Here is a 21096-nt window from a genome sequence, read left to right as displayed (position 1 = left end):
CTACCATTATGGTAATTGGTAGTAAAGGGTCTATTTCTCTTGTTTGGATCGATTGTAATCCTTGGACTACTGCACAAGCTGCCAATATTGGATCTGTAGCAGTATGAGGTGCAGATGTATGCCCACCTCTTCCTTTTATTGTTATTTCAAACTCTTCGTTGGCTGCCATTATAGGTCCTGTTACTAACCCTATTTTTCCACTTTCTACAGGTGACCATAAATGGATGCCGAAGGCTGCATCTACTTTGGGGTTTTCTAGTACTCCTTCATTTATCATATCTAATGCTCCTGCTTCTTCTTCATTTGGTTGGAATACAAATTTGACTATACCCTTTATTTGGTCCTTATGTTTAGATAGAATCTTAGCTGCAATTAATAGCATTGCCATATGACCATCATGACCACAAGCATGCATTTTACCTTCTTCTCTTGAACTATACTCTACCTCTGTTTCCTCTTTTTGAGCAAGGGCGTCCATATCTGCTCTAAGCATAAGGGTTTTTCCTTCTTTTTTACCTTTCAAAATACCTACTACCCCTGTTTTTGATACTATTTGGGTCTCAATGCCACAATTGTTAAGGTATTCTTGGATAATTTTTGAGGTCCTATATTCTTGGTACCCTAATTCTGGATACATATGAAAATCCCTTCTGAGGCCAATTAGCTCATCATTTAATTTTTCAATTTCCTTTTTTATATCGAACATTTTATCACCTCTATTTTTTAGCTTCCCTTAAGATACTAAACCTCCTAAAAATAATGAAATCTGAGGGAAAACAATTATCAATATAGATATTATTACTAGCATTATTAAATATGGTGCTAAACCTTTTACAACTTCCATATACTTTTTATCAAATACTGCACAGGCAGTAAATATATTACATCCAAAAGGTGGTGTCACAGATCCTATTGCTGCTTGCAATGTAACTATTATTCCTAAATGTATTGGATCTATCCCTGCTTGTACAGCTAATGGATAAAATATAGGTGTTAATATTATTATAACAACTAATGAGTCTACAAACATACATCCAATGAAGAAAAATATAGTTACCATAGAAAGAATTTTTAAAGCCGATGGATTTGTTCCTAGCAAGGATGTAGAAATAATCTGTGGAAGTTTTGCATAGGAAATTGTCCATGAAAATACCTGTCCAGCTGCAACAAGTATGAATACAGCTGCTGTTACTACTGCAGTAGATAAAGCTATATTTGGTAGATCCTTTATTTTTAAGGTTTTAAAAACAAATACTTCTAATATTAATGCATATAAAACTGATACAGCCGCTGCTTCCGTTGGACTAAAAAACCCAGAATATATACCTGCAAATATTATTATAGGAAATCCCAATGGCCCAATGGCTTTTTTAAAGGATGCTCCCCTTTCTTTCCATGTAACCTTCTCACTTCTTGGTATGTTAAGCTTTCTTGAATAAAGATAATTATATACACTGAAAAATAGTAATATTAGTAATCCTGGAACTATACCAGCTATAAACATATCTCCTACAGATGCACCAGTTACCACGGCGTACATGATCATGGAAATACTAGGTGGTATTAATAATGCAATTATAGCAGAGCTAATTATCAATGCCAATGAATCCTTATCTTCATAACCAATTTCTGATAATCTATCTCTCATTGGTTTTCCTATAGCAACAACTGTAGCTTGAGTTGAACCCGAAATAGCTCCAAATAATGTACAAGTAGCTGCTGTGGTAATTGCCATGCCTCCATGAATATGGCCTACAAAAGTCTGAACAAAATCTAGAAGTCTTTTAGAAGTTTGTCCTGCACTCATAATATCAGCAGCAAGGATAAACATGGGAACAGATAGTAGTACAAAAGGAGATACCCCTGCTATAAGCTGTTGAACTAGCAAAAATGGTGATACATTTGGAAAATATATTAATAAAGCTACAATAGGTGCAACTATCATTGGTATCATTAGTGGAAAACCTAAAAGTAGTAAAACTACCATAATGCTTAATAATACGCCTATCATATATTATCCCTCCCACATGATGAATTGGAAGTTGTTAAATCTTCCTCTATAGAACTATCTAGTTTTTCAGAGGAATAATATATTTCTTTATTCTTAATATTGTTAATAAAAGTTATTAAGTACTCTATTCCCCCTACTATGAATCCAATGGATACTAAACCACATATTAAATACATAGGTATTCTTAAAGCTGGTGTTACTCTCATTAGTTCTTTAACCCTCTTTGTATATTGAATAGAAAGATAGGAAAGATAGAATAAACTTATAGAGGTAACACTTGAAATAATTAGCATAAATGCTTTCTGAACTTTTTCTGGAAGCATATCATAGATTGCTGACATGCTTATATGTTTATTTTTTCTTGCAGCATAGCCAACTCCGATAAAAGTAGTGATTATAACTAAAGTTTGTCCTACTTCTTCTGCAAAGGACCAACTTTTTTGAAAGATTGTTCTACTTATAACATTTCCTATCAATATTATTGCCATAAGTATAACGGAATAACTTAATAAAATTTCTTCTATCTTACATATGACATCTCCAAATGATGTTTTTTTCTTCATTATCAATTCCTCCCTTTTGTATGAAGGTTTCTATTATTGGTTTGAAGCAAGGTTTAAATATCTTATCCTTGCTTCAAACTAGTCAGTTTTTGCATAGGATTTATAAGAATTAAATACTATTTTACTAATAGTTTTCTTGGGAATCCTGTAAATGCTTCATATCCCTCCTCTGTAACTCTAAAGGATTCGCTAATGTCAACACCGCAATCATCTAGCCATATTCCAGGTATCATATGGAATGTCATATTTGGTTTTAATACTGTCTTATCTCCAGGTCTTAAGCTTGCTGTATGCTCTCCCCAATCTGGTGGATAATTAAGTCCCATTGAGTATCCAATTCGTGAATCCTTAATAAATCCACTTTTTTCAATACTCTTAGCCCAGACCCTTTCAACTTCTTCACAGGTAACTCCAGGCTTGACAAATTCTAGTGCTTCTGTAAGACCTTCAACTACAACAGCTGCTAAATCTTTTACCTTTTGAGGAGCTTCTCCTATTATTAATGTTCTAGAAAGAGGACAATGATATCTCTTATAATTTCCAGCCAGCTCCAATATTACTGTATCACCATTTTTATAGGGTTCGTCAGTCCAACTTAAATGGGGAGTAGAAGTTCTTACCCCTGCTGGCATCAATGGAATTATAGAGGCATAATCCCCACCATATTCTTCAGTTCCGCTTATAAGAGCCTGGTAAACCTTTGCAGCAGCATCACATTGTCTAACCCCTTCATCTATTGAATCATAGGCTGTCTGCATACCTTTTTCCACAATTCTTGCAGCCCTTCTCATATATTCAATTTCAGCATCGGATTTAATAATCTTTATCCAACTTACCAATAGATTTCCATCTTTAAACCTTGCATTAGGTAACTTAGCCTCTAGCCTTTCTTGGCATTTAGCAGTATAATAATAAGCATCCATTTCTGTTGCTATAGTCTTTTTATCATAACCTTTTTCTATTATTATATCAGCAACAAATTCCATAGGATGTTTTACTAATGAATGAACATAATCATCAGTATATGCTCGTATATTTCCTTCATCTAGCCAAGTAGTAAGTTTTGCAGCATTAGCATCTTGGCCTCTTCCTACCCAGATAGGTTGTTCTCGATCTGCCATTACTATTAAACATTGATGGACATAGAATGACCAACCATCAAATCCTGTAAGATAATTCATATTAGCGGGATCAGTAACGATTAAAACATCTAATCCTAACTCACTCATTTTGTTTCTAGTGTTTAAAGTTCTTTCTTTGTACTCTTCAACTGTGAAATTTAACATTTTGACCCTTCCCTTCTAAAATTAAATTGATTATTACTGTCTACTGTCGACAGTCTTTGGTTGTAAATTCCCTCCTTTATATATTAGATTATTTATATCATAAAAATTTCTTTTCCAAAGCTTCCTTTTCTATAACTTATTATATGATCTCTTAACGCTTTCTTAGATTGTTCAATATTTCCTTCTCTTAGAAACTTGACAATATCATAATGATCTTTTACAGTGGTCTCTAAATTTCCAGTTAATTGGGTATCTATTACCATTGCTAATTGAAGCTGTATAATCAAATCTGTAAGGATTTTTACCCTTCTTTTACTATCGGATTTCTCCCATAAAAATGTATGAAATTCTATATCTTTTTTGTTGATTTCTATTATCTTTTCTTGAATGTCTCCTTCGAATCTAGCAATTTCCATCATTTCTTCAATAATTTGTTCTAATCTATTATAATCTTCTTTTGTTAATTTTTTTTCATTTATAAGTATTTCAATAACGCTATTTTCTAGTAAAAGTCTAATATCAAATACTTCTTTTACATCTTTCATTGTCATTCTTGTAATAAAGTTACCTTTTCTTGGTATATATTTTATCAATCCCTGGTTCTGGAGTTCTATTATTCCTTCTCTTACTGGGGCTCTGCTTATGCTTAATTCTTGTGCAACCTTGGATTCTACAATACGATCTCCCTCTTTATATTCGCCAGTTAAAATCTTATGGGTAATATATTCTACAACTATATCGCTTAGATTCTTTTTCATATATTCTTGTTTTTGTATCATTTTATCAACTCCCTTTTTTTACTAGAGTCGTTTGTCTATTGTCGACAATATTATTATATAATAATATTCTTTATTTGTCTCGAAAATCCTTCTTTTTTTTAAACTTTTTTTAAAAATATTTTAAATTTTTTATTTTAAATACTCAAGTATTCCTTTTTTTATAGAATATGCTAATTTTTCCTTATATTTGTCGTCTTTTAATAATCTGTTTTCTTCTGGATTGGTTATAAATCCTACTTCAACTAATACTCCTGTATATTTAGCTTCCCTTAGTATATAGAAATTTTCTGATAATACTTCAGATATTAAGTTATCATCTTTTAATAATTTTTCATATAAGTATGTATCTACTGAATCTGCTATTGCTTCTGCCAGTTTTTTGCCTTCTTCCGAGTCTGGAAAATGATATACTTTTACACCTCTGGCTGAAGGGCTTTTACTAGAGTTAACATGTATGCTCACATAGACTAAAGGCTCATTATTATTTATTATGGATTTTCTTGCATTTAAATCACGTCTATATCTGGATGAATTAATATCACTCAAATGTTCTAGGGATTCATCCTTTTCTCTCGTCATAATTACGTTGAATCCTTCAACTAATAATTCTTTTTTTAGTTTCAATCCAATATCAAGATTAATATCCTTTTCTAGAATATCTTTTGGATCACCAGTACCTCCATCTATACCTCCATGACCTGGATCTATTACAATAGTTTCTTTAGTCCTATAACTAAATATTTTTAGAACTTTAGAGCTCTTGAAAATTGTTATCCCAATAATTAAAAATAATATCAAGGCCATTAAAATTAAAACTTTGCTATTTAATTTGATTAGATAAATACTAGGCTTTCTATTCATTTCCCCACCCTATATAAGAATTGTATTATACTTACTTATATAATTATTTTATCTTCAAATATTATAGAACAAAAAAAGGAAAAAAGAGATTTTTATTCCTATCTCATTTTCTCCTTGCAAAGTCAATAAACCTAAATTTATCTGGTCTATGTCTGGATTCAGTATATTGAAATAAACTCATATCATCTAGATAGGTATAAGACTTAACCACTACAACCATATTATAATCCTCTAAGTCTAAGTATTCCTTATCCTCATTGGACACTTGTTGTACTGTTATTTCCTTTTTAGCAAATCCAATAGTTAAACCTAGATCCCTTTCTAAATATTCATATATTGAACTTTCACATACTTTCTTAGTTAGACTTGGCACATATCGGTTGTTAAAATAATCCTTGTCCAAAATTATCCTTTTATCATCGATTTCTCTAGCCCTTATAACCCGCCAGATTAAATCTTCTTTAGATAATTCTAATTTTTTCACTAAAAATTTATCTGGTTTAATAAGATCTAATTCATGGACTATGGTTTTAGAGCTTACTCCCATTTTTTCAGATAGTTCTTTGAAGGTTATTATTCCCGTTATAGGAAAATCTAATTTGGCTATATCCAATACAAAAGAACCCTTCCCCTTTATCTTATGGATATAGCCATTACCTTCTAATAAATCTAAGGCTTTTCTTACTGTATCCCTTGATACATCATATTTTTGCATTAGTTCATTTTCAGAGGGGAGTTTCTCTCCAGGTTTAATTATTTTATTCTCTATTGAATCCATTATGTCGTTATAAATGCTTAAATATTTAACTTCCATTCTATATCACCTTAATTAATAGTACCATTACCAAAATTATTTTTCAATATGATATACTATAGATTCGTAAGGTCTTAGAATTAAATTTTTAATATCTTCACTAGAATCTTTATAGTTGGAAGTCAATATCTTTATTTTAGAACCTTCTAAATCTATTTTTTTAGGCAATTCAAATATGGTCTCTTCTTTATAAAAATTGTTTATTACTAGGAGCCTTTCTCCTTCATAACTTCTCATATATGCAAATATTTGGTCATCTTCCTCATAAAGGGGTATAAAACTTCCATGAGAAATTATATTGTATTCCTTCCTTAGTCGTATTAATTCTTTATAATGATAAAAAATAGAATCCTTATCTTTTAATGCTTTCTCCACGTTTATATCCTTATAATTAGAGTTTATAGAAATCCAAGGTTTACCTGTAGTAAATCCTCCATTATCCTCGTAGTTCCATTGCATAGGAGTTCTGGCATTATCCCTAGATTTAGATTGTAAAATAGCCATTATCCTATCATGACTTATACCTTTATCCTTTAATATATGATAATATTGGATGGATTCCACATCTCTATAGTCTTCTATTTCATCAAAATAGGGATTGGTCATACCTATTTCTTCACCTTGATATATATAGGGTGTTCCTCTTAACATATGGAGAGCAGTGGCCAGCATTTTAGCCGATTCTTCTCGATATTTTCCATCATCACCAAACCGGGATATAGCTCTAGGTTGATCGTGGTTACACCAGAATAAGGCATTCCACCCATTGCCTCTTTCCATACCTAATTGCCAATGGATTAATATCCGTTTCAATTCTATAAAGTCAAAGTCCATTAAAGACCATTTATCTCCGTCTTTATAATCCACCTTTAAATGGTGGAAATTGAATACCATGGATAATTCTTTTTCCTTAGGGTTTGAATACCTGATACAGTTTTCAATATCCGTGGAAGACATCTCCCCTACTGTAATTATATCTTCCCTGGAACCAAAGGTATTTTTATTTAATTTCTTTATATATTCATGAACTCTAGGTCCATCGGTATAGAACCTTCTGCCATCTCCTTCTAGGTCATCTTTATATTCATCTGGTTTAGATATTAGATTTATGACATCTAGTCTAAAGCCTTTAACTCCTTTATCTATCCAAAAGTTGACTATATCATATACTTCTTTTCTTACCTTTGGATTGTCCCAATTAAGATCTGCTTGGGTTTTATGGAATAGATGGAGATAATATTCATCAAATTCCTCAACATATTCCCATGCAGAGCCTCCAAATTTAGATAACCAATTGGTAGGCTCTTTGCCATCTTTAGGCTCTCTAAATATATAATAATTTTTATATTCTTCATCTCCAGCTAAAGCCTTTTTAAACCATTTATGTTCAGTAGATGTATGGTTAAAAACCAAATCTAACATAATCCCTATTCCATTTTTTTCGGCTATCTTCACCAGCTCTTCAAAATCTTCCATAGTTCCAAATTTAGGATCTATATTTCTATAATCTGCTACATCGTAGCCATTGTCTTTTTGAGGAGATACATAGAATGGTGTAAGCCAGATATAGTCTACACCTAACTCCTTTAAATAGTGGATTTTTTCTGTAACTCCTTTCAGATCTCCAATTCCATCTCCATTAGAGTCCTTAAAGGATTTTGGATATATTTGATATATTACAGTTTTTTTGAAATCTATCATAGTAAGTTCTCTCCTTCATATATTGTATCTAAAAAAGAAGGAGGTTTTAGCTCCTTCTTTTAGTTTTTATCCTTTATGTTTAGCTAGTTCCTTATTTGCCCATTTCTTGTTCTTAGATAATATCATGGTCAATCCAAAGGGTACTACTATAGTTATTAGCATGGCAATGGCAAACTTACCCATGTGCTGAGGTTGAATGGAAAGTATTCCTGGCAATCCTCCAACACCTATGGAATTAGCCATAACCCCCGTTCCTACAGAGAATATGGATGCCAATGCTGACCCTATCATAGCTCCTAAAAATGGATAACTATATTTTAGGTTTATTCCAAACATGGCGGGCTCTGTTACCCCTAAATAAGCGGATATAGTTGCTGGTATGGATATTTGCTTTTCTTCTTCATTCTTCTTATTTAGGAATATAATAGCTAAAACTGCAGAACCTTGGGCTATATTGGATAAAGCTATCATAGGCCATAGGTTTGTACCGCCAAATTCACTCATCAATTGTAAATCTATTGCATTGGTCATATGGTGGAGTCCTGTAATAACTAAAGGAGCATATAGGAATCCAAACAAAGCTGCAAATAACCATTTAAGTGTAGAAGTTAGTCCACCATAAACTCCATTGGATATAACTGTACCTATTTTCCAACCAACTGGTCCTAATATTATATGGGCTACTAATACAGTAGGTACCAAGGATAGAAATGGCACTACTATCATTGAAATATATTCTGGAACTACTTTACGCAGTTTCTTCTCTAGGAATACTAGTAAATATCCTGCTAACATAGCTGGAATAACTTGAGCTTGGTATCCTATCATCTGCACTTGAGCAAAGCCAAAATCCCAAACTGGTATTTCTGCTCCACCTGCTACACCATAAGCATTTAATAGCTGGGGAGATACTAAAGTAATTCCTAATACTATTCCTAATATTTGTGTAGTACCAGTTTTTCTAGCTATAGACCAAGTAATACCTACAGGTAGGAAATGGAATATAGCTTCCCCTATTAGCCATAGGAAATGATGGGTCCCTGCCCAAAATTGAGAAACCTCTATTAAAGTTTTGGTTCCACCTTCTAGCATCTTTATATCTCCAATTATATTTCTAAAACCAAGTATAAGTCCTCCAACTACAATAGCGGGAATAATTGGAGCAAATATTTCTGCTAAATGGGATACCAATCTTTGTAAAGGATTTAAGTTTTGTCTACCTGCAACTTTGGTGTCTTCCTTCGTAGCTTCTTCTATATCTGCGATTTGGATTAATTCATTGTAAAATGTAGATACTTCATTTCCGATTATTACCTGAAATTGACCTGCTTGTGTAAAGGATCCTTTGACAGACTTTATGCCTTCGATTTTGTCTATATCTGCCTTCTTAGGGTCTTTTAATACGAAGCGTAATCGTGTAGCACAATGGGACACGTTTACAATGTTTTCCTTACCTCCGATATATTCTATCAACTGATGAATATCATTGGTAAATTTAGACATATTATTACCCCCTTAATTTTTAAACCAAATATTGGGAAAACCTTTTGCTCCTGTACGTACAAGTGCTATTATTTATAGTATATCCTGTACGTACAAGTTTGTCAAGGGAATAAATATTAGTCTTGTACTTTCCTACTCGTTATAAAAAATACCTTTTTAAACTAATGTTTAAAAAGGTATTTAAAATTTTTATTTTCCTAGACCAGTTTGTATATCTTCTATCATTATTTTAGTTCCACCTAGTCCACCTGAAGCTACATACCAAACTTGAGAACTTAAATATATGATTTTATCATCTTTATAGGCATTAGTTTGTTTAATTATTTCATTATCGAATATTTGCTCTGCACTTACACTGCCACCAGTTGTAGCTGCTCTATCTACAACAAGTATAAAGTCTGGATTTTTCTCTAATATATATTCAAAGGTAATATTTTGACCATGTTTGCTAACTTCTATGTTTTTATCTACTGGTTCAAATCCAAATTCTTTATGAACTATGCCAAATCTTGAACCTTCTCCATAGGCACTAATAGCTCCATCATTAGCCAATACAACTAGAGCATTACCGCCTATTTCTTTTACTTTTGTATTTATCTCTTCAACCTCTTTATTCAATTCAGCTAATTCCTTTTCCACAAAATCTTTCTTATCAAAGATGTCTCCTAGAATATTTAGGTTTTTAGTAACTGAGTCTAAGTAATTAGCTCCATCTACTTCTAAGTATACAGTAGGTGCAATTTTAGCAAGCTCATCATATACCTCCGCTTGTCTACCAGAAACAAATATAACATCCGGTTCCAATTCAAATATTTTTTCAAAATTAGGTTCAAATAGAGTTCCCACATCTTCATATTTATCATCATTAAATTGTTCTAAGAAAGTTGGAATATTGGATTTAGGTAACCCTATTATTTCAACTCCCATTTTATCTAAAGTATCCAATGTAGCGTAATCGAATACTATTATATTCTTTGGATTTTTCTTTACTATTGCTTCTCCTAGACTATGTTCAATAGTTATTATTTCATTTTCCAACTCAGCTTGGGGCTCTGAAGTTTCCGTATTTACTTCTTGACTTTTTGATCTACACCCAGTAACGGCTAATACAAATATTGTAAATATGGTTATTAAAATTGTTATTTTTCTTCTCTTCATTTTTATACCTCTTTTCTTTAATATTTTGAAATAGAAATTAATAATAAACGCAAATTCTGTTATTCTTTATATCCTGAATACTAAATTCTATTTTATAAATATCTTCTAAAATTTCCTTGTTTATTATTTCATCAACTCCTCCTTCCTTTGCAATCTTTCCGTTGTTTAAAATTACAACATAATCGGAGTAACAGGATGCAAAATTAATATCATGAACAACTATGCCTACTGTTTTGCCTAGATCATCAACTAGCCGCCTTAAGGTTTTCATTATTTCTACTGAATGTTTCATATCTAAATTGTTAAGGGGTTCATCTAAAAGGATATATTCTGTATCCTGGGCTATAACCATGGCTATATAAGCCCTTTGTCTTTGGCCACCACTTAATTGGTCTAAGTACCTTTCTTGGATATTTTCTAATTGCATATATTCGATAGCTTTATCAACATATTCCCAATCTTCCGGTGTAAGTTTGCCATTGGAATAGGGAAAACGTCCAAAACTTACTAAATCCCTAATGGTAAGCCTTATATTTATGTGGTTTGTTTGCTTTAAAATGGATATCTTTTTAGCCAGTTCTTTATTATCCCAAAGACTAATTTCCTTCCCTTCAATAAAGATTTCTCCTCCATTTTTATCCATAATCCTACTCATTATGGATAATAAGGTACTCTTTCCTGCCCCATTAGGCCCGATAAAGGATGTAATCTTCCCTTTTTTTAATTTAAAGCTGATATCATCAACAACTCTGTTATTTCCATATTGTTTAATAAGGTTTTTTACTTCTATCACATCTTTCCCTCCCTCAATAATATATGTATAAAATAAATCCCCCCAACAAAATTGATAACTACACTTATAGGTGTGGAAAAATTCATTATCCTTTCAGCAATTAGCTGGCCACCAACTAAGGTAATGGAGCTTATCAGCATTGAGCCTAAGATTAAATATTTATGTTTATAGGTATCTAAAAAATTGCGGGTAATATTGACTACTAATAACCCTAGAAAGGTTATTGGACCTACTAGAGCTGTAGATATAGATACCAGTATGGATATGACAATAAGCATGTTTTTTACAATCATGTCATAGTCTACCCCCAGATTAATTGCATTTTCTCTACCTAAAGAAAGTACATCTAGTTTTGGTAAAAATCTATAAGTATAGATCATCGTAAATGCTTTTCCAGCCAAAGCTAACCATAGGATATTGGAATTCATATTATTAAAGCTTGCAAACATCCTGTTTTGCACTACCATAAATTCATTTGGATCTATTATAAACTGCATAAAGGACGAAAGGCTCTGAAAAAAAGTTCCAAAAACCATCCCAAAAAGGAGTAAAAAGAATATATTGTTATTTTCCCTTTTAAAAAGAAGTTTAAATAATATTATTGAAAATATTACCATAAACCCAACAGCTAGTATAAAGTTAAATCTTTGGCTTATCCTTATTAAAGCATTGGAACCAAATATAAATACTATGAAAGTCTGAATAAATATATATAAGGAATCTAACCCAAGTACACTTGGGGTTAATATTCGATTATTGGTTATAGTTTGAAATACTACAGAAGAAAAAGCTATAGAACTTCCAGTTAGTATAATTCCTATTATTTTAGGTATACGTCTAGATAAAGCATATCGCCAATTATTTTCATTTAATCCTATTATGATAAAAAGTATTACTAGTACTATCAATAAAATACTGATAAAGTGTATTTTCCTTTTATATCCCATTATCTATGCCTCCTAATAAGTAAATAGAGGAAAACAAAACTTCCTATTACACCAACGGTAAGCCCTATAGATATTTCATAGGGGTAAATTACTGTTCGAGCTATAATATCACAGATTAAAAGAAATATAGCACCAAATAAAGCTGTAGGTAAAATATTTCTCTTTAGATTATCTCCTTGGTACATACTAACTAAATTGGGTACTATAAGACCTAAAAAAGGAATTTTTCCTACTGTAATTACCACTATAGATGAGATTAAAGCTACAATGGTAACCCCTAGATTTACCATCCTATTGTAGTTTAATCCCAAATTTGTAGAAAAATCTTCTCCCATACCAACTAAGGTGAATTTATTAGAGTATAAAAAAGCTATTAGCACTAGTGGAAGACTAATATATAATAATTCATATCTTCCTTTTATAACCATAGAAAAATTCCCTTGTAACCAGGAAGATATATTCTGCACTAAATCGTACTTATATGCAAAAAAAGTAGTTATAGAATCAATAACATTCCCAATCATTATACCAATAAGGGGTATGATTACTGTATTCTTATACTTTACTCTCCTTAAGATTTCCATAAATAAAAGACTCCCCCCCAAAGCAAATAAAAAGGAAACTAGCATTTTAATAATAGTGGTTTGAGTAGAAAATAGTATAAGGGAGACTAAAATTCCTAATTTAGCAGAATCTATAGTGGCAGCCGTTGTTGGGGAAACAAATTTATTTTGTGTTATTTGCTGCATTATAAGGCCACTGATACTCATTCCTATTCCTGCTACTATTATGCTAATAAGCCTAGGTATTCTACTTAAAAAAAGTATCTCTATTTTATCCACTTTTAAATGGTATATATCTGATATAGATACTTCCTTAACCCCAATGAATATTGATATTATTGAAAAGATAAATAACATTAAAATTAAATGTCTGTTTTTCATAAGACCTCCTGACCATGTATGGATTACAAATATTATCTGCCTAGTACTTTGCAAAAATGTTTAATCTTTAGTATAATAATAAAAAGTGATAATGAGAATTGTTATCACTTTTGTAGTATACCATCTAATCCTTTCCAAATATTAAATATATTTGTTTTTTTATAACTAAATTTAGGTGATTTTTAAAATTATAGCTAAGGAGGTGTTTATAGGATATGGAAGTTAAGAACGAAATACATAATTTTCACATAAGAAAGGCTATAGATTATATCTTTGATAATTTTAATGAACCTTTAAGTTTAAATGATATGGCCAAATATCTAGGATTGAATAAAAGCTATTTTAGTCATCTATTTAAAAGGGAAACGGGAAAAACTTATTCCCAATTTGTCAATCAGATAAGGGTAGAAAAAAGTAAAGAGTTAATGGTTCATACAAACTTATCTCTTCTAGAAATAGCACTTTCTGTAGGCTATAACAATCAAAACTATTATAATATTGCATTTAAAAGGATTACTGGAGTTACTCCTTTAAAGTATAGGAATCAGTTTGCACCATAAATAATTAAACTGGGTTTTATCCCAGTTCATTTTTTTTGTTTAAATAATCTTTAATTGCATTTCGTAAAGCTTGTACTCCAAGGTTAGAACAATGGAGTTTATTTTCTGGTAACCCATCTAATGCTTGAACAATATCTTCCTCTTCTATCTCCATTGCTTGCCTTATAGTTTTCCCTTTAGCAAGGACGGTGGTCATACTGGATGTTGCTACAGATGCTGTACACCCGAAAACTAAGAAGGATATATCTTCTATAATATCATCTTTTACCTTTAAATATATGGTTAAAGAATCCCCACATCCCGGATCGCCAAAAGTACCCTTCCCATCATAATCTACCATACTTCCTACATTCTGTGGTGTCATGAAATGTTCAATTACCTTAATAGAATACTGAGAATACATAATCTTCACTTCCTATTTATATAATAATTAATATCCCATTATTAATTATAGCATTTTATTGGCTAAGCTTATATAGTATTCCAAGTTTTTAATTTTTAATTTTATGATATTTTTTAATTAAATACAAATAATAATTATATATCAAATTATTGGACTGGAGGGATGGTGTGAAGATTAAAGGTTTTTTTGGAGATTTAAAAACTGCTAACGAAACTGTAAACAAACTTAAAGAATCTGGCTTTGAAAATATTTATGTAGATGCTAATGACCATTATATTGGAAATAGGGATGTAAAGACGGATTTGCCTGGAACCGCTGGTGGAGAAAGTCTAGCTGATCTGGTTCTAAATTCTGGAGCTGATAATGTGGATAAGGGAAATTCTCCTTTGGCTGCAGCTAGTCCTATGGTCAGTGGTATGGCTGGCTTTGAGGAAATTACAGATTTTAATTATTGTGTATTTGTTGAAGCTAAGGATAATAATTCAAACAGGGCAGAAGATATAATTAAAGATATGGGTGGAACTTTGGAAGATCCAAATGTTAGTAGAAATAAAGCTATATCAGGAGCAGATATTATTATAGAAAAAGCTATAGACCAGATTGATAATAGGGATTGAGAAAGCGGTAGAATATTCTACTGCTTTCTCACTATTACTATATGCTATTTAGCTTGTTCTAATGCATTTTTAACTGCTTCTTTCCATCCTTGAGAAGTTTCTGTAGCCGTTGCTATGGCATCTACCTCATAGCTTTGTTTTTCTATCATTTCTTTTGCTAAATCTTCTTTGAATTGTTTTAAATTTGGCCTATCATCTTCACCAGTCCACTCTTCATAGTCAACTTCATCGCCTTCTGGAGTCATCCTCTTAAGTACTATATTGGATATCTTTCCACCTTCTATAGTAACTTCAGCTTCCTCATATCCAAATTCTCGCTTTTCACCCTGACCCACATAGGTTCCATCCTTATAACTTACATCTTCATTAGATGTATCAGAGGAACCACAGGCAGTTAATGTTACTGTCAATGAGGCTATTATTAAAATTGCCAAAAATACCTTTGTTATGCGTCGCACAAATTTCCCCCCTTTCTTATTTGCTTTCCCTATTTACTTCCTTTTTTAATCCATTCTGCTACCATTACTGTACGTTTTGCCTGATGTTTTACTGCTTCTTTTACATCTTCTATCATCTTCCCATCTTGATCTATTGTTACACTTGTTCCATATGGATTTCCTCCTGCTACATATATGGATTTGTCAGTATAACCAGGAGTAACGATAATAGCTCCCCAATGCATCATAGTTGTATAAAGACTTTTAATTGTAGCCTCTTGACCACCATGGGCATTACCTGCTGAAGCCATGGCAGATACAACCTTGTTAGTTAGTTTGCCTTGAGCCCATACTCCTCCTGTAGTATCTATAAATTGTTTCATTTGAGATGCAACATTTCCATAACGGGTTGGTGTACTAAATATAATAGCATCAGCCCATTCTAAATCATCGTTTGTAGCTATTGGTACATCTTTTGTTGCTTTGGCATGAGCCTTCCATGCTGGATTAGAATCTATGGCTGCTTGTGGGGCTAATTCCTGAACCTTTAATACCCTTACCTCAGCACCAGCTTCCTTTGCGCCTTCTTCAGCCCACTTTGCTAATTGATAATTTGTCCCTGTTGAACTATAATATACAATCGCTAATTTTACTTTATTCATTAAAAATTCTCCTTTCTAAATAAGTACAATGTATTTTAAGTTTATTCATAAATCTTTTTAATATTCTAGCCACTTATATAAGATATTACCCTGCTAAAGATAACTTATTCATATTAATTAATGTTAAAATTAAGATTAGTCTTAGGTTTATTTTAATGATAAAAATGAACAAAGAAGACAACCTTCTTTGTTCATTTATGGATGTTTTACTTCTGTTACTAACATTTTTATAGACTTTTCAAGTCTTTTATTCCGGGTTTCCTCTTTCTTTGCACTTGTAATCCACTTTACATATGCTTTTTTATTTGTATAAGAAAGGCTATTAAAAAACTTTTTTGCTTGTTCATATTCTTCAAGTAATCTTGAAAAGTCTTCTGGTATTTCAACAACCCTAGGACTATCATCTTGTTTAAGAACTACATGAACTATATCTCCAGGCTGTTTTCCAATAATACTCCTTATTTTTTGAGTTATACCAAGAATATGACAGTCATGTCCCATTTTTGCTAATGAGCCACGATATTCGCAACCATCAAAAGTTGCTATAACCTTTATTATTAATGGCCGACCTTACTGCTGATATGCGGTTATTCCTACTCCGATTGCAGTAAAAAAGGGGATATAAATATTCATAACTAAATTTGTAACTCCTACAGCAGCTATTGCCTCCGTCCCAAGCTTACCAACAAAATATGTATGACTATACCGATAAAGACCTGTAATACAGTTTCAAGGATAGCAGGTAATGCTAAAGAGAATATAATTGCTATGTGTTGTTTAGAATCAGTAAATTTGCTTCTATCTATGCTAGACATAAAATTCCCCCTTTACATATCCCACTATGGGGGATATGTAAAGTATAATATAATTACAAAACAGATACTAGTTTCATTGCAATAATCAGTGTTCTATGAAAAATAATTATGCTTGCATAAATAGTAAAAAGAGCTTAAGGTTTACAATTTGCTTAAACCTTCCTATAATTAAACTATTTCCTTTATACAATCAATTACATAATCTATATCTTTTTTATTTACATCTTTATTGGTAACAAATCGTATTATATTTCCATCATCGTTAATTTTTATCCCTTTTTCTAGCAGTGTTTTAGTAAATTCATGGGAATTGAAATCTTCTTTATCTACTTTGCAAAACACCATATTTATTTGAACTTTGTCCATGTCAATAGATAGATCTTCTATTTCATTTAATTTTCTAGCTAAATACTTAGCATTTTTATGATCTTCTTCAAGTCTATCTACCATTTTTTCTAAGGATATTATTCCACAAGCTGCTAAAACTCCTGCCTGTCTCATACCTCCTCCAAGTAGCTTTCTCATCTTTCTAGCTTTTTTTATGAATTCTTTAGAACCACAGAGTAATGAGCCTATTGGAGAACACAAACCTTTGGATATACAAAAGGTTATCGAATCAGTATATTGGGCTATTTCTTTAGCTTCTACTTTTAAATAGGTAGCAGCATTGAATACTCTAGCTCCGTCTAAATGTACTGGTATATTATTGACATGGGCAACTTCATATACGTCCTTCATCTCTTCTAAAGATAATACTGTACCATTAGCTAAAGCATTTTCCAAACACAATAATCCAGTATCTGGGTAGTGAATATCTTCAGTTCTTATTCTCTTTAATACATCTTCTTTATAAATTCTATCATCAGGATTGTCTACTATTGAATAGCTTACCCCTGATAACCTAGCAGCAGCACCTACCTCATGTTGGACAATATGACTGTTTCCCCCAACTATTATTTCATCTCCTAGTTTTGTATGAGTCATAATGGCTATTTGATTTCCCATAGTTCCAGAAGGAACAAATAGAGCAGCTTCTTTACCTACCATTTCTGCTGCCAATTCTTCTAATCTATTTACAGTTGGGTCATCTCCATATACATCATCACCAAGTTCAGCCTCATACATGGCTCGTCTCATTTCTTCTGTTGGCTGAGTTACAGTGTCACTTCTTAAATCGATATATTTCATACTCATCATCCTTTCTTTACCTTATATTTTTCCTCTATCTTGTCCAAGAAAAACCATACACAACATTCCAGGTCCTGTATGAGTGCCTATTATAGGGCCTACGTAGTTTAACATTACATCCTTTACCTTTAATTCACTTAAAAGTAAGCCTTTCAAATATTCAGCTTCATTTAAACAATCTCCATGGTTAATAAATATCATTTGCTGTTCTGGATTTATTATATTATTTCTTAATATTTCTAATAAGGTTTTAATAGATTTTTTCCTACCTCTAATCTTCTTTACAACCCTTAATTTCCCATCTTCGTCCACACTGAGAAGGGGTTTAATATCTAATAAAGTACCTACTGCAGCGCTTGCTGAAGAAATCCTTCCTCCTCGCTTTAAATGCTCTAAACTATCTACAACAAACCAATGGTTAACTTTAAGTTTATTATTTTCAATCCAATTAATTATTTCCTCTTTAGATTTCCCTTGTTTTACCATCTCAGATGCATAGAATATTATTGCTCCTTGTCCAACTGATGCGCTCTTTGAATCTATAATGGTTATATCTAATAATGGATTTTCTTCTAATAATATATTTCTAGCCATAATTGCATTATTAAAAGTTGAACTCAATGCAGAAGAAAATCCAATATAAATTACAGAATAACCTTCAGAGGTAAACTTTCTAAAGTTTTCTTCAAAAGTATAGGTGGTTATTTGAGATGTGGTAGGTATACTACCTTTCCTTACTCTATTATAAAAGTCCTTATATCCTAATGATTTACCAAAATCATCAATAAAGTCTTTTCCATCTATATGGTACGTAAAGGGTATAATATGAATATTGTTTTCTTCAATATAATCATATGATAAATCACAGCAAGAATCCGTCATAATAACTATCTTCATACATACTTGAGCCTCCTTTTAATGAATTAAGAATTTTAATCTAGAGCATATATATTATATATCATAAAATAATATGATTTTTTGTTAAATTATTAATTTCCCCTATTTTTGATTTGCAAATTTCAGCATTCGAACTTTTAATGGAACTTCAATAAGCTTATATTCGTATTCCATTTATTACTCCCTACAATTATATCTATTTTCTTCTCTAATTTCTAATTAAAAATTTAATAAAAAAACATGGTTTAACAGGGCTTTCCCTATCCCTTTTAAACCATGTTTCCTGCAAAACTTTATTTTATGGGGACAAAGTAAAGAATAGTTTAGATGTATAATTCTAATATGTCTTATAAAAATATTGCTGCTGAGTTAAATATACTCATATTCCATAATGAATTACATATTTATTTTCAGAAATTGCGTTTTGTAATAACATAGTTAAGTCAGTTAATTCCTTTGATGTTTCAGAACGCCTATCGGTTGATACTATTTTATAAAAAGCTTCCAATGATTCTGGTGGAATAATGGTAACTCCCCATCTTGCCAGGGCAAAATTAGGTCTACTATAACTGTGAAAATAAGTTCTTAGCAGAGCCAGTTCATCCCACCAATCATCTAAAATATCATCACCAATAGCAACGCAACTATATTTTTTAGGTTCATACTCTAAAGAATAATCTTTATCTTTTTCAAATTTATCTATAATACCAAATTCAGCAACACAAGGCATATTATAACCTACCTTTCTAATTCATTATATAATTTACACACTTTTGCATTTCATAAATTATAGACAAATTACTCCATTCTACCCCATTTCATTTCTTCACCATGTATATCATATTTCTTTCTTTTAGCAGTAATTTCTTCTATTTCTATTCCATATACATTAGTCCTTTTTAATCCTGCTTTAATAGCTATATTAAAGTAATCCATTTTTGTCGGAGTATATTTTTCACATATAAGCTTCATAGCTTTAATTTTCTCTTCCTCATCTTCTAATAACTTTATCTTACCTTTTACAACTGCTGATTCATACTCCGTTGTAAAAACACTGCTAATAAGTAATACTGCCTTAGATTCATCTTTTACTATTTCATCTAATTCATCTTTAGTATAGTTTTCTGGAATTTTCGTTTCTCCTATAAAGGCTACACTAACATTAGGATTTTTCTTAAATACCTTTACCTTTCTTCCATCCATAGCTGAGTGAAAATATAATATATTTTCATCTCTTACTATGGAGAGAGGGATTCCATAAGGTTCATTATCTTCGTCAATCATTGAAATGACACCATACCTTGACTTATCTATAACTTCTAATCCAAATTCTATATTCATTTCCCTATCTTTTCTTCTCATAATTTTCGCCTACCTTAAAATATATTATTTTAATATATAAAAAGCCATTAATTCCCTTACTTCATATTCTTTCTAAACTAACCAAGTTCTTCAATGAGAGAAATGAGATAAGATAAAAAGCATGTATAGGTTTGTTTGAAATATCATGGCTATTATTATTTCTAATCTTTTCAATTAATTCAGCAAACCAATCAGAAGTAAATAAACTTATGATGTTGGTATATAAGTATGATTTATTGAACAATTTAATGTCTCCTTTAATTTCTTTTATTTAGATTAATAAAACATTACTTTCTTAAATATTAATAATTAATTCTTTTTCAAGTTTATCTAATATACCCATAATCATATCTACTTTTTCTACTATGCGTTTTTGTTCTGCAAGGGGTGGGAGGGGAATTAATGTTGTTCTTACTCTATCAATATTTAGATTTCTAACCCCCGTTCCTACTGCAACTCTATCAAACACGATATAACTGGCACTTAAAAAGAACTGAAGTAATTCTGCCTCTAAATAATCTTTATTGAATTCAAAAGATAACCAACCATCACGGATACATCCATCTATACCTAAAATGTAAGCTTTCCCAAAACTCATGCTATTGCTCATTACTAAAGCACCCGATTTTAAATATACTGACTTTTTAGCTCCTTCGGGAGTAATCCTTTGATTAACTGATGTAATATACTTACCACCGGATTGACCCCTTAATTTTGGACAAAAACTCACTAATACTTCCAATATCATAATATTTCATTTTGCCCTTGGTTTATTGTACATTAATATTTATCTTC

The 21096-nt window shown here is 31.4% G+C and carries 26 protein-coding genes; 2 read left to right on the top strand and 24 right to left on the bottom strand.

The annotated features are described in order from the left end of the window. The 13 genes from C3E89_RS06530 to C3E89_RS06470 all read right to left on the bottom strand — a co-directional run. Positions 1-706 (bottom strand): M20 metallopeptidase family protein (locus tag C3E89_RS06530; protein WP_236911661.1); only part of this gene is annotated, 706 nt, incomplete at its 3' end. Between the two features lie 27 nt (positions 707-733). Further along, a complete protein-coding gene (locus C3E89_RS06525) occupies positions 734-2011 on the bottom strand; it encodes a TRAP transporter large permease (RefSeq protein ID WP_236911660.1) in 1278 nt (425 codons plus the stop codon). Then, entirely contained in the window at positions 2008-2574 is a 567-nt protein-coding gene (locus tag C3E89_RS06520) for a TRAP transporter small permease (protein WP_236911659.1), read from the bottom strand. Before C3E89_RS06520 ends, C3E89_RS06525 begins: the two co-directional genes overlap by 4 nt. A 116-nt stretch (positions 2575-2690) precedes the next feature. Further along, the gene (locus tag C3E89_RS06515) at positions 2691-3860 is read right to left on the bottom strand and encodes a M24 family metallopeptidase (protein ID WP_236911658.1); all 1170 of its coding nucleotides are present in this window, start codon (positions 3858-3860) and stop codon (positions 2691-2693) included. A 92-nt stretch (positions 3861-3952) separates the two neighbouring features. Next, a complete protein-coding gene (locus tag C3E89_RS06510) occupies positions 3953-4639 on the bottom strand; it encodes a GntR family transcriptional regulator (RefSeq protein WP_236911657.1) in 687 nt (228 codons plus the stop codon). A gap of 129 nt (positions 4640-4768) precedes the next feature. Beyond that, on the bottom strand, positions 4769-5500 hold the full coding sequence (locus tag C3E89_RS06505; protein WP_236911656.1) for an N-acetylmuramoyl-L-alanine amidase family protein: 732 nt from the start codon (positions 5498-5500) through the stop codon (positions 4769-4771). Between the two features lie 103 nt (positions 5501-5603). Then, positions 5604-6314: a trehalose operon repressor gene (gene treR / locus C3E89_RS06500; protein WP_005587825.1), complete on the bottom strand. Its 711-nt coding sequence runs from the start codon at positions 6312-6314 to the stop codon at positions 5604-5606. A gap of 36 nt (positions 6315-6350) precedes the next feature. Continuing rightward, complete coding sequence (treC, locus tag C3E89_RS06495) at positions 6351-8015, bottom strand: alpha,alpha-phosphotrehalase (protein WP_236911655.1); 1665 nt, start codon at positions 8013-8015, stop codon at positions 6351-6353. A 66-nt stretch (positions 8016-8081) separates the two neighbouring features. After that, complete coding sequence (gene treP, locus C3E89_RS06490) at positions 8082-9518, bottom strand: PTS system trehalose-specific EIIBC component (protein WP_236911654.1); 1437 nt, start codon at positions 9516-9518, stop codon at positions 8082-8084. A 189-nt stretch (positions 9519-9707) separates the two neighbouring features. Further along, on the bottom strand, positions 9708-10676 hold the full coding sequence (locus C3E89_RS06485) for a siderophore ABC transporter substrate-binding protein (RefSeq protein ID WP_236911653.1): 969 nt from the start codon (positions 10674-10676) through the stop codon (positions 9708-9710). A 37-nt stretch (positions 10677-10713) separates the two neighbouring features. Further along, positions 10714-11469, bottom strand: coding sequence for an iron ABC transporter ATP-binding protein (locus C3E89_RS06480; RefSeq protein WP_236911652.1), 756 nt, complete (start codon positions 11467-11469; stop codon positions 10714-10716). After that, positions 11466-12416, bottom strand: coding sequence for an iron chelate uptake ABC transporter family permease subunit (locus C3E89_RS06475; protein WP_236911651.1), 951 nt, complete (start codon positions 12414-12416; stop codon positions 11466-11468). Before C3E89_RS06475 ends, C3E89_RS06480 begins: the two co-directional genes overlap by 4 nt. Further along, the gene (locus C3E89_RS06470) at positions 12416-13360 is read right to left on the bottom strand and encodes an ABC transporter permease (protein ID WP_236911650.1); all 945 of its coding nucleotides are present in this window, start codon (positions 13358-13360) and stop codon (positions 12416-12418) included. The genes C3E89_RS06475 and C3E89_RS06470 overlap by 1 nt, the downstream gene beginning before the upstream one ends. A 215-nt stretch (positions 13361-13575) precedes the next feature. Here C3E89_RS06470 and C3E89_RS06465 point away from each other — a divergent pair, with 215 nt between their 5' ends. Further along, complete coding sequence (locus tag C3E89_RS06465; RefSeq protein ID WP_236911649.1) at positions 13576-13920, top strand: helix-turn-helix domain-containing protein; 345 nt, start codon at positions 13576-13578, stop codon at positions 13918-13920. 16 nt (positions 13921-13936) lie between these two features. Here C3E89_RS06465 and C3E89_RS06460 read toward each other — a convergent pair whose 3' ends face one another. After that, positions 13937-14323: an iron-sulfur cluster assembly scaffold protein gene (locus C3E89_RS06460; protein WP_236911648.1), complete on the bottom strand. Its 387-nt coding sequence runs from the start codon at positions 14321-14323 to the stop codon at positions 13937-13939. Between the two features lie 167 nt (positions 14324-14490). Here C3E89_RS06460 and C3E89_RS06455 point away from each other — a divergent pair, with 167 nt between their 5' ends. After that, positions 14491-14940 (top strand): hypothetical protein, encoded by a 450-nt coding sequence (locus tag C3E89_RS06455; protein ID WP_236911647.1) that lies wholly within the window; start codon positions 14491-14493, stop codon positions 14938-14940. A 44-nt stretch (positions 14941-14984) separates the two neighbouring features. Here the strand turns inward: C3E89_RS06455 and C3E89_RS06450 are convergent, their stop codons facing one another. From C3E89_RS06450 to C3E89_RS06410, 10 genes are all read right to left on the bottom strand, one after another. After that, positions 14985-15398 (bottom strand): FMN-binding protein, encoded by a 414-nt coding sequence (locus C3E89_RS06450; protein WP_236911646.1) that lies wholly within the window; start codon positions 15396-15398, stop codon positions 14985-14987. Positions 15399-15427: 29 nt separating this feature from the next. Then, positions 15428-16039 (bottom strand): NAD(P)H:quinone oxidoreductase, encoded by a 612-nt coding sequence (gene wrbA / locus C3E89_RS06445; RefSeq protein ID WP_236911645.1) that lies wholly within the window; start codon positions 16037-16039, stop codon positions 15428-15430. Between the two features lie 195 nt (positions 16040-16234). After that, positions 16235-16585, bottom strand: a complete 351-nt coding sequence (locus C3E89_RS06440; RefSeq protein WP_336512962.1) for a YdeI/OmpD-associated family protein — start codon at positions 16583-16585, stop codon at positions 16235-16237. A 24-nt stretch (positions 16586-16609) separates the two neighbouring features. Next, positions 16610-16762, bottom strand: coding sequence for a hypothetical protein (locus C3E89_RS13505; RefSeq protein ID WP_442870607.1), 153 nt, complete (start codon positions 16760-16762; stop codon positions 16610-16612). Continuing rightward, positions 16699-16854 (bottom strand): hypothetical protein, encoded by a 156-nt coding sequence (locus C3E89_RS06435; protein ID WP_236911643.1) that lies wholly within the window; start codon positions 16852-16854, stop codon positions 16699-16701. Before C3E89_RS06435 ends, C3E89_RS13505 begins: the two co-directional genes overlap by 64 nt. A 168-nt stretch (positions 16855-17022) precedes the next feature. Next, the gene (gene ltaE / locus C3E89_RS06430) at positions 17023-18042 is read right to left on the bottom strand and encodes a low-specificity L-threonine aldolase (RefSeq protein ID WP_236911642.1); all 1020 of its coding nucleotides are present in this window, start codon (positions 18040-18042) and stop codon (positions 17023-17025) included. A 21-nt stretch (positions 18043-18063) separates the two neighbouring features. Continuing rightward, the gene (locus tag C3E89_RS06425) at positions 18064-18939 is read right to left on the bottom strand and encodes a DegV family protein (RefSeq protein WP_236911641.1); all 876 of its coding nucleotides are present in this window, start codon (positions 18937-18939) and stop codon (positions 18064-18066) included. A gap of 379 nt (positions 18940-19318) precedes the next feature. Further along, positions 19319-19669: a hypothetical protein gene (locus C3E89_RS06420; RefSeq protein WP_236911640.1), complete on the bottom strand. Its 351-nt coding sequence runs from the start codon at positions 19667-19669 to the stop codon at positions 19319-19321. A 68-nt stretch (positions 19670-19737) separates the two neighbouring features. Then, a complete protein-coding gene (locus C3E89_RS06415) occupies positions 19738-20301 on the bottom strand; it encodes a pyridoxamine 5'-phosphate oxidase family protein (protein ID WP_236911639.1) in 564 nt (187 codons plus the stop codon). A gap of 295 nt (positions 20302-20596) precedes the next feature. Continuing rightward, on the bottom strand, positions 20597-21031 hold the full coding sequence (locus C3E89_RS06410; protein ID WP_236911638.1) for a restriction endonuclease subunit S: 435 nt from the start codon (positions 21029-21031) through the stop codon (positions 20597-20599). Positions 21032-21096 lie beyond the last annotated feature (65 nt).

Origin of the sequence: Clostridium sp. Cult1, from assembly GCF_021655095.1 — a bacterium.
GTDB lineage: Bacteria > Bacillota > Clostridia > Tissierellales > Tepidimicrobiaceae > Schnuerera.
This window is presented reverse-complemented; position numbering and strand designations above follow the sequence as displayed.